At 35.4% G+C, this 16,061-nt stretch carries 17 protein-coding genes, 1 tRNA gene and 1 pseudogene; 9 read left to right on the forward strand and 10 right to left on the reverse strand.

The genetic code is table 11. The annotated features are described in order from the left end of the window. Positions 1–222: 222 nt before the first annotated feature. The 4 genes from ACQVD9_RS11330 to ACQVD9_RS11345 all read left to right on the forward strand — a co-directional run bounded on the left by ACQVD9_RS11330 (position 223) and on the right by ACQVD9_RS11345 (position 2,124). The gene (locus tag ACQVD9_RS11330; RefSeq protein ID WP_264746063.1) at positions 223–537 is read left to right on the forward strand and encodes a thermonuclease family protein; all 315 of its coding nucleotides are present in this window, start codon (positions 223–225) and stop codon (positions 535–537) included. Continuing rightward, on the forward strand, positions 507–725 hold the full coding sequence (locus tag ACQVD9_RS11335; RefSeq protein WP_413774196.1) for a thermonuclease family protein: 219 nt from the start codon (positions 507–509) through the stop codon (positions 723–725). The genes ACQVD9_RS11330 and ACQVD9_RS11335 overlap by 31 nt, the downstream gene beginning before the upstream one ends. A 113-nt stretch (positions 726–838) precedes the next feature. Further along, positions 839–988: a hypothetical protein gene (locus ACQVD9_RS11340; protein WP_264746064.1), complete on the forward strand. Its 150-nt coding sequence runs from the start codon at positions 839–841 to the stop codon at positions 986–988. Between the two features lie 95 nt (positions 989–1,083). After that, positions 1,084–2,124, forward strand: a complete 1,041-nt coding sequence (locus ACQVD9_RS11345) for an IS481 family transposase (RefSeq protein ID WP_264745663.1) — start codon at positions 1,084–1,086, stop codon at positions 2,122–2,124. 77 nt (positions 2,125–2,201) lie between these two features. Here ACQVD9_RS11345 and ACQVD9_RS11350 read toward each other — a convergent pair whose 3' ends face one another. Next, positions 2,202–2,828: a DUF2726 domain-containing protein gene (locus tag ACQVD9_RS11350; protein WP_264746065.1), complete on the reverse strand. Its 627-nt coding sequence runs from the start codon at positions 2,826–2,828 to the stop codon at positions 2,202–2,204. A 284-nt stretch (positions 2,829–3,112) separates the two neighbouring features. On the opposite strand from ACQVD9_RS11350, the pseudogene ACQVD9_RS11355 reads away from it, so the two are divergent. The 4 genes and pseudogenes from ACQVD9_RS11355 to ACQVD9_RS11370 all read left to right on the forward strand — a co-directional run. Then, positions 3,113–3,178: pseudogene (locus ACQVD9_RS11355) on the forward strand (YHYH domain-containing protein); the annotation flags it as partial. 396 nt (positions 3,179–3,574) lie between these two features. Further along, positions 3,575–3,778: a helix-turn-helix transcriptional regulator gene (locus ACQVD9_RS11360; protein ID WP_264746066.1), complete on the forward strand. Its 204-nt coding sequence runs from the start codon at positions 3,575–3,577 to the stop codon at positions 3,776–3,778. Between the two features lie 119 nt (positions 3,779–3,897). Continuing rightward, entirely contained in the window at positions 3,898–4,614 is a 717-nt protein-coding gene (locus ACQVD9_RS11365) for a hypothetical protein (RefSeq protein WP_264746067.1), read from the forward strand. A 189-nt stretch (positions 4,615–4,803) separates the two neighbouring features. Continuing rightward, on the forward strand, positions 4,804–5,499 hold the full coding sequence (locus tag ACQVD9_RS11370) for a DUF6708 domain-containing protein (protein ID WP_264746068.1): 696 nt from the start codon (positions 4,804–4,806) through the stop codon (positions 5,497–5,499). Positions 5,500–5,716: 217 nt separating this feature from the next. On the opposite strand, the gene ACQVD9_RS11375 is transcribed toward ACQVD9_RS11370, so the two are convergent. From ACQVD9_RS11375 to ACQVD9_RS11390, 4 genes are all read right to left on the reverse strand, one after another. Continuing rightward, positions 5,717–5,792 (reverse strand) — tRNA-Thr (locus ACQVD9_RS11375). Between the two features lie 654 nt (positions 5,793–6,446). Then, positions 6,447–8,123 carry a 30S ribosomal protein S1 gene (gene rpsA, locus ACQVD9_RS11380; RefSeq protein WP_264746069.1) on the reverse strand — a complete coding sequence of 559 codons (1,677 nt, stop codon included), beginning with the start codon at positions 8,121–8,123 and terminating at the stop codon, positions 6,447–6,449. Positions 8,124–8,246: 123 nt separating this feature from the next. Further along, positions 8,247–8,939 carry a (d)CMP kinase gene (gene cmk, locus ACQVD9_RS11385; protein WP_264746070.1) on the reverse strand — a complete coding sequence of 231 codons (693 nt, stop codon included), beginning with the start codon at positions 8,937–8,939 and terminating at the stop codon, positions 8,247–8,249. A 5-nt stretch (positions 8,940–8,944) separates the two neighbouring features. Continuing rightward, a complete protein-coding gene (locus ACQVD9_RS11390; RefSeq protein ID WP_264746071.1) occupies positions 8,945–11,182 on the reverse strand; it encodes a bifunctional prephenate dehydrogenase/3-phosphoshikimate 1-carboxyvinyltransferase in 2,238 nt (745 codons plus the stop codon). A gap of 317 nt (positions 11,183–11,499) precedes the next feature. On the opposite strand from ACQVD9_RS11390, the gene ACQVD9_RS11395 reads away from it, so the two are divergent. Then, entirely contained in the window at positions 11,500–11,973 is a 474-nt protein-coding gene (locus ACQVD9_RS11395; RefSeq protein WP_264746072.1) for a MaoC family dehydratase, read from the forward strand. Positions 11,974–12,031: 58 nt separating this feature from the next. Here ACQVD9_RS11395 and ACQVD9_RS11400 read toward each other — a convergent pair whose 3' ends face one another. From ACQVD9_RS11400 to ACQVD9_RS11420, 5 genes are all read right to left on the reverse strand, one after another. Further along, positions 12,032–12,916, reverse strand: coding sequence for an efflux RND transporter periplasmic adaptor subunit (locus tag ACQVD9_RS11400; RefSeq protein ID WP_264746073.1), 885 nt, complete (start codon positions 12,914–12,916; stop codon positions 12,032–12,034). Between the two features lie 12 nt (positions 12,917–12,928). After that, on the reverse strand, positions 12,929–13,138 hold the full coding sequence (locus tag ACQVD9_RS11405) for a DUF1656 domain-containing protein (RefSeq protein ID WP_264746074.1): 210 nt from the start codon (positions 13,136–13,138) through the stop codon (positions 12,929–12,931). Beyond that, on the reverse strand, positions 13,125–15,125 hold the full coding sequence (locus tag ACQVD9_RS11410) for an FUSC family protein (protein WP_264746075.1): 2,001 nt from the start codon (positions 15,123–15,125) through the stop codon (positions 13,125–13,127). The genes ACQVD9_RS11405 and ACQVD9_RS11410 overlap by 14 nt, the downstream gene beginning before the upstream one ends. Positions 15,126–15,381: 256 nt before the next feature. After that, positions 15,382–15,591, reverse strand: a complete 210-nt coding sequence (locus tag ACQVD9_RS11415) for a SlyX family protein (RefSeq protein ID WP_264746076.1) — start codon at positions 15,589–15,591, stop codon at positions 15,382–15,384. Between the two features lie 6 nt (positions 15,592–15,597). Next, positions 15,598–16,017, reverse strand: coding sequence for an HIT domain-containing protein (locus tag ACQVD9_RS11420; RefSeq protein WP_264746077.1), 420 nt, complete (start codon positions 16,015–16,017; stop codon positions 15,598–15,600). Between the last annotated feature and the right edge of the window lie 44 nt (positions 16,018–16,061).

The following is a 16,061-nucleotide window of genomic DNA, read 5'->3' on the forward strand; positions in this document are numbered from 1 at the left end:
TAGATAATTATTTTTATTTGAAATTTTACATTTATGCTTGCAAGCAAAACCATTTTGCTTTGAAATAATATTAGGTGTCAATAAAAATAAAAATCAATTAAATCATTACCTTATTAAATATAAATTATTTTTCATTAAATATTTTTTTATTAATCAAAATAGTGTAATTTCTATTTATAGGCTATATACTATAGTCGTATATCTCATTGATAAACAAATAATATGAAGCTATTCTCCATTCTATTACTCTGCCCAATTATTTCCTTTGCTGATACTCTCACTTGTAAAGTAGTAGCTATTGCTGATGGTGATACTATTACCTGTTTAACTGCTGATAAAGTTCAACATAAGATTAGGCTCTATCAAATAGATGCGCCTGAACGTAAACAAGATTTTGGCACTGCGTCCAGAAAAGCCTTATCTGATCTTATATTCAATAAAACTGTGAGGGTAGATACTCATGGTAAAGATAGGTATAGATATACTCTAGGAACTATCATGCTCTACTGTTCAAATATAGCGCACCAACCTATTTAACAAAATTTGAACCTTCATGTTATGAAGATGTTAATCTTATAATGATTCAAAAAGGAATGGCTTGGTACTGTCCTTTTGGGAAGAAAAACGAGCAATACAAAAAAGCAGAAGAACAAGCTAGAGCTAATAAGATTAGTCTATGGTCTCAAAAAGCTATAGCTCCTAGGAAGTTTAGAAAAAACAAATAATTCCAATACTAAAGTCTAATAAAGGAAAATGCTATTAATAGATTATTCTAAGTTTATAATAACTTGAAAATATATAAGTTATTTTAATTCAAAGGAAGCTCTAGGAGAGAGATATGAAAAAAATAATATTAATAGTATTAACTACCTTTTTATCTACAACCTCTTATGCAGGTTTTACTGTAAATGATCTGGAAAATGGCTGTAAAAACTATGGGCCTAGAGGAAGCAGTGTTACCCCAAATATATCTGATAATATGGAATAGTTAAGACCTGATCGTACAATTTTCTTGCAAAAGAGAGAGTTACCCGTTTTGATAAAGGTGTTGAAACTTTAATCAGAACAAAAGGAGTAACTCTCATGTTACATACTAACAATCCAATCATTAAACATAAAGTAGGTCTTTTAAACTTAGCAGAAGAACTACAAAACGTATCCAAAGCCTGTAAAGTAATGGGGGTATCAAGAGATACCTTTTATCGCTACCAAGAACTTGTAGAGCAAGGTGATATCGATTCGCTTATTTCAAAAAGTAGACGAGTACCTAATCTAAAAAATAGAGTGGATGAAACAACAGAGCAATCAGTAGTATCTTATGCTGTAGAGTATCCTGCCTATGGTCAACACAGAGCTAGTAACGAGTTAAGAAAGCAAGGTATATTTGTTTCAGGTGGCGGTGTTCGTTCTATTTGGCTTAGGTATAACTTAGAGAATTTTAAAAAACGTCTTAAAGCATTAGAAGAAAAAGTAGCTACTGAAGGTATTATTCTCAACGATCAACAAATAGCTGCTTTAGAAAAGAAAAAGCACGATGATGAAGCGAGTGGTGAGATAGAAACTGCTCATCCTGGTTATTTAGGTTGCCAAGACACCTTTTATGTAGGTAACTTAAAGGGTGTAGGTAGAATTTACCAACAAACCTTTATCGACTCCTACTCAAAGGTAGTTCATTGTAAGCTATACACCACTAAAACACCGATTACCGCAGCGGATATACTTAATGATAAGGTATTACCTTTCTATAATAGTCATGAACTGCCTATGTTGAGAATACTCACTGATAGAGGCACAGAGTATTGTGGAAAGGTAGAACACCATGATTATCAGCTCTATTTAGCGATCAATGATATTGATCACACTAAAACTAAAGCCATGTCACCGCAGACTAATGGTATTTGTGAAAGATTCCATAAGACTGTATCACAAGAGTTTTACCAAATTACCTTTAGGAAAAAGCTTTATAATCATCTAGAGGAACTGCAAAAAGATCTGGACGAATGGCTAGATTACTACAATAATAACCGAACTCATCAAGGTAAAATATGCTGTGGAAGAACTCCTATGGAAACATTACTTGATGGAAAACTGATCTGGTTAGAAAAGAATTTAGACCAGATCTAACCTAACAGACACCTTTTTAAAATGGGTTACTGTACGATCTGGTCGTGACTACTACATTACCTTAAGTTATTAGCCAACTATACAGAAAACTGCTCAACTGGCTTTTGTTCAGTATTATTTTTCACTACTACTCGACCTTCAAGTGATCTTCTTACAATATATTTAATGTCATCATTTGTATGCTCAGGAGTAACTTCTATATAACCAACACCTGCTTTACGTAATGCTTCTTTTTTTACAGCATCTCTCAAAGCTGCATCGCTCTTATAATGACCTGATCCCTGATATTCAACAGCTAGCAAAGGATTACCACTACCATCAATAATTAAGATATCTACACGCTTACTATTAATACATCTACGAGCCAAGTTATAGCTAGAATCTAAGATCTCACCAAGACTTACTTGAGCAAATACTCTGCAATATTTAAAATCTGGAATAATTTCCTTTTCAATTAAATTAAAAACCTTATACTCATGGAATCCCATAAGTTTTCTAGTTGAAAACTCTACACTCTCAGAAGATACGATTTTTAACTGATCTCCTTTATCTCTAATGTTAGGGCTAGGCTTTTGAATTGTCTGTTCTCTTAAAGGAGGACCCCAACTGCTTCTCTTCGAGTTTTTCTTATTTTTTGATCTTAGAAGCTCTTTTAGTACAAATAAAACACTTACCAAGATGATTATTGATACGGTGGTAAACATTCAGTCTCCCTATATAAGAAAAAATAACTAATAATAGTTTTTTCATTATTAATTATTATCTGTAAGTTAAATTTTTAATTATCTTCTAATTCTATTCGCTTAACTTATATATAAGAAAACATAAAAAACTCATGCTATTACATATCTAAAGTAATTATTAAAAAAGATATCCTTTTGATATATTGATAAGTTAATTAAAACCCAAAAAAGGATGTTTCAATGAAAAAGCTAATACTGGCTATTATAGTGGTTGGCTTACTAGCAAGCAGTCTTACAGTGCTCATTCTGGTCGCACGGATAAAAATGGTTGTCATATGGATAGAAAAGCGGGTACTAAACATTGTCATTAGAGATTAACCCGCTTTAGGCGGGTTTATTTATATCTACTAATACCATATAAATCTATTTTTTTGTAAAAGAACCATGAAATATTTTTATAGTAAAAACCTAATCAATAAAGAGTCTTTTGTCTTTGTACAGCTACCAAAATATAAAACTTAATATCATCATGAATATTATTAATAAAAAGCGATAAACTTACTAAGCAATACTTAGCAATAACAAGAAAACACAAGACTACCCTAGCAAAATAATTTATAATTACAAACTGTTAGGACATAGATATTGAACAATGCAAACAGCATGGAGTTACTTGATAACCTATTCTATCTATTACCTACCTTTCGATATTATATATTTCCGAGTAGCTAGACTGCCTTTACTCTTACCAGTTAAGGAATTTAGCTATGCTATCAACTAAAAAATTTATCAAACTCTCTCAAGTAATATCTATTACAGGCTTATCAAGAGCTACCATATATAACTATGTTAATGCAGGTATATTTCCCCAATACACTAAAGTTGGTCGATCAACTTTTTGGGAATATAACGAAATCCAAGAATGGATAGAGCAACGTTTAGCAGAAAGACAACATAGTAAAGCTAGCTAAACAAAAATCAATTAACTCATTATAAACATTAATCATTAGCTAACCCTTTGGTTAGCTAATAGAGACTTTTATTGTCTTTAAAAAAGTTAAAAGCCTAATAATCGTTAGAGGTTATCAGAATGAACGATAAGCAAAGAAACTACAAAAACCGCCTAGAGTATATTAATACCCAAAAAGCTATTGTTATGATTGCACAACAAGAAACGCCTTTACAACACTTTTTAAGTGGTTGCTGTTGGGGTACTCGCCCTAAATATACTAATCCTACTGCTAGTCAATTAGTAGAAGATTTAGCGGAATTGGTTAAACTACTTTTTAAACCTACCTTAGTAAGTGAATACCAACTTGCCAGTAATCCCAATGCGCCAACAAGACATTATCGTGATGGTGAGTTTGCCTCTGTTTATAATCGCCTTAAACAGCTTACTATTTATCTGCCTGCTGCCGATCATAGCGCAGAAGTGATGCTTACCTTAAAAGCTAAACATACTAAATACTATAATCATGATATTAATATTATTACCCCTGCTTGGCAAAAACGTAGTAAAGCGCAGTGGATACCCCATGAGATAGGGCAAGGTATTGTATTAAAAGCAGAGCTTGAGGCTGTAGAAATCGAACAGCTAGAAGCGCATATTTACTATACTAATCCTATTATCACACTATACAATAAGCAGATAGCCGAAATAGCTAAAAATCTACAAGTGGAAGATTATTATTTCCGTATACAACACAGTGGTGTAGAAGAATTAACCAACCCTAGCAACTGTGAGCTTATAAATGCTAGAGATACTTTAGTAACCTTAACCTCACAACAATTAACCCCTAAAGCATAAGGATAGCCTAATGAAAACCGTTCAATTATCCCCGCCACCTATCCCTACTGGCCATACCGCAGGCGATATAGGGGGATTATTGGACGCAAAACTCATAATATTTTAGATATTTGTTCTGAATATGCTATTGCTGGTGTTTATGTTTTTTTATGGGGTTACTCTTGGCTAATAGGCTTAATTGTTTACTTAATGGGATGGGAAAATTTTTCAAAAGGTGGTGGTTTAGTCATTATCTCACTTATTGTATGCTTTCCTATTATATTAGGCAGTATCTATGCCCTATTTAAATCCGCCCCTTTACCTAGAATACGATTTAACCGTCAGCGACGAGAAGTGTATATACGCTATAAAAAACAGGATTGGTTTATCCCTTGGGAAAAAATTAAAGCCGAAACCAAAGAAATCAATACCTATGGTCGACATGGGGTAATTACTCAGGCTATTTTTAATCTCTATGCCCCTCATCCCAAAACAAAGCAATATGTGGCGGTGTTTTCGTCTAATTGTGCGTTTGCTGAGGGTGGTTTTGCCCAATGGGAATGTATCCGTAGCTTTATGGAAATAGGCGCAGAGGATTGTCCAGAGCCTAGTATTGGCAATAAACATCCTATAAAAGATGGGCGCATAGGGCGAATGATTATGGAATGGAAAGAAGGCGATTTAATAGGGGCTATTTGTAGTTTAGGTAGCATTGTACTTTTGGGTGAGTTTTTAGTGGATTTTTATGACAGTTGGAAACTAAATGAAATCCCCGACTTTAAAGATGAAACCATCCTAGCATGGTCTATGCCCTTACCTAAAGAAAAATGGACACAACCAAGCCCAAGACTACAAAAAGAAATAACAGAAAGGCAACAATGGTTAGATCAGCAAAAAGCTAATTAATAATATATCTAGTTAAGTATGGGAGAGGTAGGATAAAACTTATTATTTTAAAATGTGGTGACCGTATCTCTAGCTTTTTTATTTAACCGCAAAATTAAAAACTGAAATTTAACTTAATTAAGGTAGGTTAAAAAATAAAATAGGGGTTAAATTAGGGGTTAATAAAAGCTATTAAATAAAAAAAGCCTAGTTAAATCAATTAACTAGGCTTTATATATGGTGCCGGCACCAAGAGTCGAACTCGGGACCTACTGATTACAAGTCAGTTGCTCTACCGACTGAGCTATACCGGCTTTATGGGTTGTGCATTATAGAGGTTTTTTAATTTTTGTAAAGCTTTTTTCTAGAAAATATATGATTTATTTTCATCCAACCAGCTAATATAGGTTAGTTTATAGAACTAGATAGTTGTTGTATAAGATTGCCATCTTTATCCAATATCAATTTATTACCATCCCAACAAAGAAGATGTATTTTTTTATCTTTAATTTGAAATGATTCCTCACCAGTAGTGCTAATAAATACATCACTATAGCCAAATATCCACTCCTTATTAAATCCATTATCTAATTTTATAATTTCAAGCTCACCATATATAAGATACCCTCCACTAAAGTAATTAATAGAGAAAAATATTTCATGATCAGAAAACTGCTTACAATTAATACTTCTAATACTATTAAATCAATCTCTACAATATAATTATTAAAGAACTATAAGGTTATAACAATCACTTCTTTTTAAATTTATAGGGTTAAATAATTTGTTATAGACCTTATTATCCGTAGAGTCTAAAGTAAACGTACTTTCATCAATTAGCTCTATTTGAAATAATTCATTTTTTAACTCTATCATGCTGTAATTATTATCTTTAATATATTTATATAAATGAATAAACAATAAAAAAGGGCGAATAAATCGCCCTTTTTTACTTTATTAGCAGATCATTAATTATTTTGATCTTCTAATTTTTGACGGAATAAGTCACCTAATGTAGTTGGTGCTGTATCGTCTTGTTTACGAAGCTCTTTAAGGGCATCTTTCTCTTCTTCAACATCTTTAGCTTTGATAGAAAGAGTGATTACGCGAGATTTACGATCAACGTTAGTGATCTTCGCCTCAACTTCTTCGCCTTCTTTCAATACTGTACGCGCATCTTCAACACGCTCACGAGAAATATCAGCAGCTTTTAGTTGACCTTCAACTTCTTCAGCTAAAGTGATAATTGCACCTTTAGCATCAACTTCTTTCACTATACCTTTAACTACTGTGCCTTTGTCATGAGTTTCAGCATAGTCAAGGAATGGATCAGCTTCAAGTTGTTTGATACCTAAAGAAATACGCTCACGTTCTGCATCAACAGATAAAATGATAGTTTCAATTTCATCACCTTTCTTGTAGTTACGAACAGCTTCTTCACCTGTTTCATTCCAAGAAATATCAGATAGGTGTACTAAACCATCGATACCGCCTTCTAAACCAATGAAGATACCAAAATCAGTGATTGATTTGATGTTACCGGTGATTTTGTCACCTTTGTTGTAACGAGTAGAGAAGTCTTCCCATGGGTTAGTTCTAGTTTGTTTGATACCTAGAGAAATACGACGACGTTCTTCGTCAATTTCTAACACTTGAACTTCAACTTCGTCGCCCACTTGTACCACTTTAGATGGGTGGATGTTTTTGTTAGTCCAATCCATTTCTGAAACGTGAACTAAACCTTCCACACCTTCTTCTAACTCAGCAAAACAACCATAGTCTGTTAAGTTAGTAACACGTGCCATTGCACGAGTGCCTTGTGGATAACGAGCTTTGATTGCAATCCATGGGTCTTCGCCTAATTGTTTTAAGCCTAAAGATACACGGTTACGCTCACGATCGAATTTCAATACTTTAACATCAATTTCATCACCAACAGCAACTACTTCTGATGGGTGCTTGATGCGTTTCCAAGACATATCAGTGATATGTAATAAACCATCAACACCACCTAGGTCTACGAATGCACCGTAATCAGTTAAGTTCTTAACAGTACCCTTAACCTCTTGACCTTCTTGTAAGTTCTCTAATAATGCTTCACGCTCAGCACTGTTTTCAGCTTCTAATACGCTACGACGAGAAACCACAACGTTGTTACGTTTTTGATCTAACTTGATAACTTTAAACTCAAGCTCTTTACCTTCTAGATGTAAAGTATCACGTACAGGACGCACGTCTACTAATGAACCTGGCAAGAAAGCACGAATACCATTAACATCAACTGTAAAGCCACCTTTAACTTTACCATTGATAAGGCCTTTAACCACTTCTTCGGCAGCGAATGCAGCTTCAAGCGTTTGCCAAGATTCAGCACGCTTAGCTTTTTCACGGGAAAGCTTGGTTTCACCCCAACCATCTTCAACAGCTTCTAAAGCTACTTGAACGTCGTCCCCAACTTTGATGGTTACTTCACCTTGTTCATTTACAAATTGTTCTAAAGGAATAAAACCTTCAGATTTTAATCCAGCATCAACGATAACCCAATCACCGGCGATATCAACCACAGTCCCTGTTACAATAGAACCAGACTGCATTAATTGGATTTTTTGACTTTCTTCAAAAAGTTCTGCAAAGCTTTCGCTCATGTTCATACCTGTAGTTAAAGACGATAAATCGTCTAACCGTATCTCCAGCTTAAATACGGGTTAGTTAATAAAATACCAAAGAACTTTAGCTGGTTTCTTTGGTATGAAAAAATTACTTTTAAACTAACTAAAAATAGTGTGCTTAGATACTTCAGTTAAAATTTCTTGCAACACTTGTTCAATCGTTAGCGTGGTTGAGTCTATAACAATAGCGTCAATTGCTGGCTTTAGAGGAGCAACAGATCTATTAGTATCCCGTTCATCACGCTTTCTAATTTCATCAATAAGACTCCCCAATATAACATCTTCACCGGCTTTTTTCAACTGAATATGGCGCCTTCTAGCCCTTTCCTCAGCACTAGCTGTTAAAAAGAATTTTAAAGGAGCAGTAGGAAATACGATTGTTCCCATATCACGACCATCAGCAACTAACCCTGGCATTGTTAAAAATGCTCTTTGCCGCTGTAATAAGGCTTCTCTTACCTTTGGTAAAGCAGCAACTTTAGAAGCACAACTACCCACTGACTCAGTACGAATCTTGTCTGACACATCTAGGCCTTCTAACAAGATAGATTGTTTATCTTGGTTTGTATCAACCTTAAAAACAACATCTAAATCTTCTGCTAACTGAACTAATGCACTTTCATCGTCTAATGCAATCTGATGCTTTTCAGCGGCTGTTGCCAATACCCTATAAATAGCACCTGAATCTAATAAGTTATAGCCCAAATTTTTAGCTAGCAATGTAGCTATGGTTCCCTTACCAGAACCACTAGGCCCATCAATGGTGATTAAAGGTATTTGCTCTACTGCCATCCACTCTACTCCTGTTTTACATTAATACCGCATTGTTGAGCCAATTCTAAGAAATTGGGAAAAGAAGTAGCCACATTTTCGCAATCGCGAATACGAACATCACCTTGTGCACGAATAGAAGCAACTACAAAAGACATTGCTATACGGTGATCTTCATGACTCCACACCTCTCCTGAGGTTATTTGTCCACCTTCAATAATAATTCCATCAGCTGTTGGTTCTGCTTTAATACCTAAAGTGATTAGGCCATCAGCCATTACTTGGATACGATCAGACTCTTTTACTCTTAGTTCAGCAGCACCCGTTAATACTGTTGTTCCCTCTGCACAAGCAGCTGCTACAAATAATACAGGGAACTCATCAATCGCTAAAGGAACTAGCTCTTCTGGAATTTGAATACCTTTTAATTTTGCACTACGCACTCTAATATCAGCTACTGGCTCTCCACCAACTTCTCTTTCATTTTCCAGAGTAATATCTGCACCCATTAGCTTCAGAATATCTAAAACGCCAGTCCGTGTTGGATTGACACCTACATGGGTCAATGTTAAATCTGCCTGCTCAGCAATCGTTGCTGCTACTAAAAAGAAGGCAGCTGAGGAAATATCTGCAGGTACATGGATATTAGTTGCGGTTAGTTTACCTTCTGGTTTAATCGTTACAGTTGAACCATTAACTTCAACAGGATAACCAAACCCTCTTAACATACGCTCAGTATGGTCTCGAGTAGGAGCTGGCTCTGTAACGGATGTTTCTCCCGAAGCATACATACCTGCTAATAATAAGCATGATTTAACTTGTGCGCTCGCCATGGGCATATCATAGTGCATACCAGTTAAAAGATGTCCGCCTTCTATGCTTAGAGGTGGTCTTCCCTCTGCTCCTGTTTCAATAACAGCTCCCATTTCTCTAAGCGGTTTCGCCACACGATTCATGGGACGTTTTGATAAAGAAGTATCACCTGTTAATACAGAGCTAAAGGCTTGAGCAGATAATAAACCTGCCAATAAACGCATTGAAGTACCTGAGTTACCTAAATATACTGCTCCAGAAGGCGCTTTTAAGCCTCGCATTCCAACACCATGAATAACCACTCTACCCTCATCAGGCCCATCAATAGTCACCCCCATATCACGGAAAGCTTGTAAGGTAGCTAACGCATCTTCACCCTCCAAAAAGCCATCAACGGTGGTTACACCTTCCGCTAATGAACCAAAAATAATAGAGCGATGTGAAATAGATTTGTCACCTGGAACTTGTAATTGACCTGATAATTTTTTAACGGGTTTAGCAATAAAAATTAAATCTGTTGGTTGTTGAGATTTATTGTTCATATTAGCTCTATCTTCTAAAATCTTATTGAAATGACCACGTGCTGCTTTTGCCCGAGTAAAAACATCTAATAACTCTGTGCCGTTTTTTTCCTCAACAGCTTTATAGAGCCCATTTAACTCTTGCATATAACTATCTAAAACAGCGAGCACTGCTTTTTTATTTGCCAGAAAAATATCATGCCACATGATAGGATCACTGCCCGCAATACGGGTGAAGTCACGAAAACCTCCCGCGGCATAACGAAAAATATCTAAGTTATCATGATTTTTTGCTAAACAGTCTACTAAGCCATAAGCCAATAAATGGGGTAAATGACTAGTGGCTGCTAAAATTTCATCATGATGTTCAACAGACATCTGCTCAACATCGGCACCCAATGTCCGCCAAATACTTGTTACTAACTGTAAAGCAGTTAAACTGGTTTGATCATTAGGTGTCAAAATCACTTTATGATTAACAAATAACTCACTGTTAGCAGCTTCTATACCACTACGCTCAGAACCTGCTATAGGATGCCCTGGAACAAATATAGATAACTGATCTGGCATTGCTAAACGCACAGCATCAACTATATTACCTTTAACACTCCCCACATCAGTAATAACTGCTTTTCCTAAATCAAGTTCAGCTAACTGTGGTAAAAGTTTTTCTACTGCTAGAATAGGAATAGCCAATACTATAAGGTCTGCATTTTGGCAAGCGTCAATAAGAGACGCAGCCGAATGGTCTATTACCTGATTTTGTATAGCTATTTGGCAAGTATCAACGCTTTTATCAAAGCCTACTACTTGTTGACTAAGACCCCGCTCTTTTATTGCTTTAGCAAAAGAGCCACCAATAAGACCTAGCCCTATTACGGTTACTTTATCCAGTTTAGGGTAATTAAACTCTGTTGTTGATTCAGCCACAAAAAAACCTTACTTATTAATTCTTATTAACTAAAATCAATAAGAACACCATTATGCAAAAAACTAGTAAATTAGTATGATACAGCTATTAATAGAAAGTGAATAATTAACTCAGCTATTTTTTAATTATGTAATGTTGAATTATATCATTTCCAACGACTGATATTAACTAATAGTTATTTATTTCAAATTAATAATATGTCTAAGTAAGACTTTCTAATTACTTAACCAAACCAAAATAAACAACAATTTTATTTAAACTAGTGATTAATTTTAGTTAAAATGAACGATTTAATTGACATTACATTGAGTAAATCATGCCAAATACAATTCAAACCATTACTTATGATGCCATTGAGATCGGTCAAAAAGCTACTATTGAAAGAAGTGTAGAAGAAAAAGATATTTTATTATTTGCTGCAGCATCTGGTGATAACAACCCTGTTCATTTAAGTGCTGAATATGCAGCCACTACTAGCTTTAAAAAACCGATTGCACATGGGATGTTGAGTGCCGGTTTTATCAGTGCAGCTATGGCTTGCCATCTACCAGGCCCAGGTTCAGTGTATTTAACACAAACCTTAGAATTTTTACGCCCTGTTCATGCTGGTGATACTTTACGAATTGAAATTGAAGTTTTAGAAAAGTTACCTAAGAATCAAGTGCGCCTATCTACTAAGGTATTTAATCAACGTAATAAACGTATTGTAGTGGGTGATGCAACTGCCTTACTTCCCAATGAAAGCGTTGAAATAGAAATGGCTGAATTACCTAAAGTTGCTATTGGTTAATCTACTCTCATTTTGACAGTTTCTCCCATCCCTGCCTTATGAGAGAAGCTGTAAACCATCACCATAAAATAAATAAATCAGCAAATCTTGGTTCACCAATTCGCACACTGGCTGTCATACCTGCTGCTAAATGGATATCTTCTGGTATTTCATCAAACTCTATACGAACAGGGATACGCTGTGCTAAACGAACCCAATTATAAGTAGGTTCTACATCCGCTAATAATTGTCCATCTGGTGTAGCATTACGATCCGTAATACCACGACTGATACCTTCAACACGTCCCTTTAATAACTTACTACCACTCATTAAGCGAATAGCTACTGGCATTCCAGCCTGAACACCTGGTAATTTGGTTTCCTCTAAATAAGCTTGTATATATAAAGAATCCTTCACCACAATCGCCATAGCCGCTTGGCCTTCTTTAATATAATTACCTTGCACCAATTGTAAGTTAGTAATTTGTCCAGAACGTGGAGCTTTAACAATACTTCGATCTAAATTAAGTTTGGCTAATTCAAGTTGTGCCAATGATTGATCATACTCACCTTTGGCAATAGCTGCTTCTATTTGAGCATTCTCTAATAATTCTGCACTAATTGCTTTTGAACCAAGTATACGACGGCGTTTCGCTTCATGTTGTTTTAAATACATTTGTTGTTTTTTAGTTTCAGCAATCGCTTTTGCCTGATCATAAGCCGCCTGATAACGATCTTTATCAATCGTCATCAATATATCACCTTCATTCACTTGCTGATTATCTTTAACTTTAAGTTCAATAACCCAACCTGCCACATCAGGCGCTATGGTTACAATATCTGCTCTAACTCTAGCATCTCTTGTCCATGGTGATAACATATAGAACCGCCATAACAAAATGGCCGCAATAATAGCAAGCACTACTACAAATAGAGTCACACCTACACGTATAACTGAACGCACACTTACCTCACCCTAAAAAAAGACGCCAACAATTAATGTCAGTATACAAAAAATCAATAAATATAATGCACAAATAAATAGCATTTCATGCCATATCCATCGGGGTAATGGGGTTTTTTGAATAAGCATTAACACACCTTTGGTAATAGGTAATGCTAATATTGCAAAAACTAGTAGCGGACTGATATAAATACCACCAATAGCCACCTCATGCAACCCCATAATTTTCTTCCTTTTGTCTAGATTGTTCTTGACTCCAAGCAGACCAAATTTGTTGTAACTGTTTAACAGATGACAATGCTAATAATGAATTAGTATCAACATCTTTTTTCCTAATAGCAGATTTAAGCTTCTCACTTGCCTCATCTAAAAGAGATGTATTAATACTATCAGGTTCTTTCTCAAATACTTTCACTAATACCGCTAAATAATCAGCTAAATCTGTACGTAATACTTTTTGCCCCACTAAACTACTACGTAGATTAAGTATCTCATCACCCATATCCATTACATGCAAGGCATCATTCCAGCGTTCCTCAGCTTTTGCTGCCATTATTTCTCGATGGCGTGCTAACAAAATTAAACGGTCCGCCATTCGTCCACCAAACCATGTTTCAGCGCCACCCACCGAACTTTGCGTCAGTTTCCTTAAATCCTTTAGCATAGCTCCTAACATATATCTGCCCTGCCAATAAGGTGTGTTAATTTTAACCAAATGAAATGCTAGCATCGCCGCTATAATGCCTAATGGCATGGCTAAACCCTGATTAATAAACATTTCGGTAGATTGAAAGCCATGATTAGTTGGCCTACATAACATTACAATATTAATAGAAAATATAGTACAAGTACCAGCTATCTCAGGTTTAACAAGACCAAGTGAGCTAAAAAATAGTGGTACACCTATAGCCAACCACAATAGTGGGAAACCACTCCAAGAAGGAATAATAAGTTGAGAAACGACAAAAGCTACGATCACTGCATAGCAAATCCCACGCAAAAATCCCATACTTATCTGAGCCGCATTTTCTCTATTGGCAAAGAGACTGCAAGTAACAGCTACCATCATTAAAGCACCACTTGCTTCATTAATAGGCCAGCCCCATAACATCCAAAAAGCAGCTAATACAATAAAAGCTAGCCCTGTCCGCAAACCAAAGAATAACCCTAATGAATAATCTCTATGTATTGATAAATAAGTAGCTTTTGCTCTTCTGTGCAATTTACCACTGCGTACTGATGACAAATCTAATCCTGCCGCAATAGCATAACGAATAACCATTTCTAATCGAGCTAGAATATCTTTTTGTTCCATCTCTTTATTAATACGGCCTGCTTCATAGAGGCTTTTTGCTAAGTGAGTTAAAGATTTATGGGTAGGAATAGTTAATTTCTCAATACACTCATCAAGCCAAGGTTGCAACTGCTCAGCGCTTTCTCTAGATAGAAACTTCCATTGTCTCGCCACACCCCTTGCTGCACGTAATAATGCCAGAATATCATGACTCATATCCTGGATAGCTTTTGCCCGATTTTTGCCATCACCGCCCTCAAATAGTGCATGTTCACGCTGTGCGTCTACAGCTACAATTTTTGCAAGGCTATTTAATAAGCTCTCATTAACATTTTGCCCTTTCAATGCGCTACAAGCAGATAATAGACCTGCCTTCCACGTATTAGAAGCCTCTGTTACTAAGCTATGATGAACACGAACAGGCCATAAAATAGCAAACACTACAGAAGTACATATAATCCCTAAACAAATCTCTGTACATCTTGCAATGGCATAATCAAAAATAGAAAGTGGCTTAAAAATATCAGGTAAAACAATAATTGCCGTAGTATAACCTGCTAACACGAATGAATAAGACCAAATACTACGAATAACTGTAGAAGCTGCAGTACAAAGGGTTAAGACAATAGCCATAGCAGCAATAAAGAGCCATGGTGTTTGGCTAAACAATGCTGTAATTACTAATGCCACTATTGTTCCCATTATAGTGCCTACTAGCCTAGCCAAGCCTTTACTTACGACCATCCCAGAATGAGGCTGAGCTACAATCACAGCAGTTGCAGCTGCCCATTGCGGCTGATTTAAATCCCAACAAAAAGCAAGAAACAATGTTACCCCTGCTGCAATAGACACTTTTATAGCGAATTTTACAGCATCTAAACTTGGACAAATAAAGGGTTGTAATAAAGCATACATAAATGCGCTAAACTCCCCTTATTAAACTTAATATCAATTAATTTATAACCTAATTTTTCACAAACACACAAAACACTGACTAATTACTTAAATAAAGTAATTAGCTTCTTTTCTATAATAAAGTTACTAGAGATAAGAAAAAGAGAAATATATGAGAAATTTATTATTTCTCTTCAAACTTACTTTTCAGATTTTTAGGATTCTGTCCTCTAACAGAAAGTTAAAAAGGTAATAAGTTCCCTTCATAACACAAATTTTAATAATGAGGTGGTGGTATATTGTCCTCAATCTCACGCCACTGCTCTAATAACTCATTGTGACCTTTAATCAGTAACTGTACTTTTCTTTCTAAAAGGTCTATTAACTGTTGTTGTTTTACAATAGTAATATTCAATGCTTGAATAGTATCATCTTGGAAAGCCTGACGACTTTCCAAGTCATTAACACGCGCCTCTAAATCACTCATTATTAATCACTTAAATGAAAAGGTAACAGGCATTATTTCTTGCAACTGCTTTTTAATAGCGTCTATTTCACTCTCATCATAAGGTTTTGCAGGTAATTTATCCCAAACAGGTTGAGGCCAAGTTACATCATCTTTATAACGTGCTATTACATGGATATGTAATTGGCTAACAATATTACCTAATGCACCAATATTGATCTTATCAGCTTTAAAAACATCCTTAACTAATTCACTGAAAGCTGTCACTTCAGCCCATAACTGATGTTGTTCATCAGGTAACAGGTCAAATATTTCCATCGTATCATTACGTCTTGGTACTAAAATAAACCATGGATATTTTTTATCATCCTTTAGTAGTAATTGGCAAAGTGGGAAATTGCCAATTGCAATACAATCTTTATTTAAATACTCATCTAATATAAACATATCAATTCCTATTATTAAAAACAGTATGTAACTTAGTTTACGCT

This window comes from Entomomonas sp. E7T21 (assembly GCF_058693955.1).